Here is a 1,808-nt window from a genome sequence, read left to right as displayed (position 1 = left end):
ACTTTGTGCTAATAAAGTTAGTATTAATGCTAATAATATAGTAGCTTTACAGGTAAGCACCGATTTATTTATTGTGCAGCATTTATACTCATAGCATTATGCAGTTAGTAACATCTAACATTAGACATCTTCGCAAGCAAGCTGGTTATACACAGGCGCAGCTTGCTGAAAAATTAGATATAAAGCGCTCTTTAGTAGGAGCCTATGAAGAGGGAAGAGCAGAGCCAAAGTTAAGTACTTTAGTAAATGTATCTGACCTTTTTAAGGTCTCCCTGGATGATCTGATAACGCGAGATCTACTTAAAGAAGCTCCTCTGGGTCCTGTTTCTGCTGCTGGAAAAGCATCCGGCAGCAATATGCGTGTACTTGCCATTACGGTAGACGATGACCAAAAGGAAAACATAGAACTGGTTCCATACAAAGCAAGTGCAGGCTATCTCAATGGCTATGCCGACTCAGAGTTCATCGAAGAACTGCCCCGCTTTAAACTACCGATGCTTGGAACAACAGGTACTTTTCGTGCTTTCGAGATAAGCGGAGATTCTATGTTGCCTATAGCTTCAGGTACTGTTATAGTAGGCCGTTATGTAGACGATTGGAGTCAGATAAAGGATGGCACACCTTGTATTGTGGTTAGTCAGAAAGAAGGGGTTGTCTTCAAACGCATCTTTAATAAGATAAAAGATACTGCTGTGCTGCGCCTGCACTCTGACAATCCAGTATACTCTCCTTATGAAGTGCATGTAGAAGATGTGGTTGAAATATGGGAAGCTAAATCATACATAAGTTCTACTTTCCCTATTGCGGATTTATCGCTAGACAAGCTTTCCAGTATTGTGCTGGACCTGCAGAAAGAGGTGCAGAAGCTAAAGAAAGCTGAGTAATATTTTTTTCATTCTATTTAAAAGCCCGTTGCTGCCTTCTTGCGCAGCAACGGGCTTTTTCTTTGCTATATGTACCATTAAGCTCTTTTAGTTAACAAGATACTTTCATATCCGTACAGCTTTAGCATAATGAGGCACTACTCGTGCCTCAGGTTTATACTATTTCTTACGATGCACCACACCATTATAAAACTATGCTAAAACTGATAACTGCCAGCGAGCGCCACCAAACTAATATAGGAGATTGGTTACAATCTCATTACCTTTTCTCCTTCGCTGATTACTATAACCCGGCCAATGTTCAGTTTGGTCCTCTGCGTGTTTTCAACCATGACAGGATTAGTGCTAAAAACGGGTTTCCGTCGCACCCACACACAGAAATGGAAGTTGTTAATTTTATACTTGATGGAGAAATCAACCATCAGGATAGTTTAGGCAACAAAACTACCCTGAAAGCTGGTGATGTGCAGCGAATGACAGCAGGTACTGGAATTACACATTCTGAAACAAATGATACAGACGGATACGCAGAGCTTTTGCAGCTGTGGTTTATCTCTAATAAGCCAGGCGTTGCGCCTGCTTATGAAAACATGACACTTGATTTTTTGAATACAAAAGATAAACTGGTGCCTTTGGTTACTGGTCAGAAAGTTCTGGAAAATATCCCTTTCATGAATTCTAATTCCACTGTTTATTACGGACACCTGAGCCAGGGAGGGAATTATGATTTTAAAACTTTTAAGATCCGTAAAACGCTACTTTACGTTTTAAGCGGAAGTTTATTAGTTCATAACATGGAAGTAGACCAGTATGACCAAGTACGGCTTGAGGAGTTAGATGTAGTAGGGTTACATGCTACCGGAGAGGCAACATTTATACTTGTTGACGTACCTGCAACTGAAGTTAATTATTAATAGTTATTCT

At 40.2% G+C, this 1,808-nt stretch carries 2 protein-coding genes; both read left to right on the top strand.

Annotated elements, in window-relative coordinates:
• The first annotated feature begins 98 nt into the window (after positions 1–98).
• The gene (locus ACFQ2O_RS21445) at positions 99–884 is read left to right on the top strand and encodes an XRE family transcriptional regulator (RefSeq protein ID WP_377532910.1); all 786 of its coding nucleotides are present in this window, start codon (positions 99–101) and stop codon (positions 882–884) included.
• Positions 885–1,078: 194 nt separating this feature from the next.
• The gene (locus tag ACFQ2O_RS21440) at positions 1,079–1,798 is read left to right on the top strand and encodes a pirin family protein (RefSeq protein WP_377532908.1); all 720 of its coding nucleotides are present in this window, start codon (positions 1,079–1,081) and stop codon (positions 1,796–1,798) included.
• The last annotated feature ends 10 nt before the right edge of the window (positions 1,799–1,808 follow it).

This window comes from Pontibacter rugosus, from assembly GCF_042678745.1.
Classification (GTDB): Bacteria; Bacteroidota; Bacteroidia; order Cytophagales; family Hymenobacteraceae; genus Pontibacter; species Pontibacter rugosus.
Note: the sequence above shows the minus strand (reverse complement) of the source record. Positions and strands in the feature narration are given on the sequence as shown.

What these genes read in the sequence shown, in the direction of transcription:
- ACFQ2O_RS21445 (WP_377532910.1), top strand. Translation starts at nt 99, where the DNA reads ATGCAGTTAGTAACATCTAACATTAGACATCTTCGCAAGCAAGCTGGT.
- ACFQ2O_RS21440 (WP_377532908.1), top strand. Translation starts at nt 1,079, where the DNA reads ATGCTAAAACTGATAACTGCCAGCGAGCGCCACCAAACTAATATAGGA.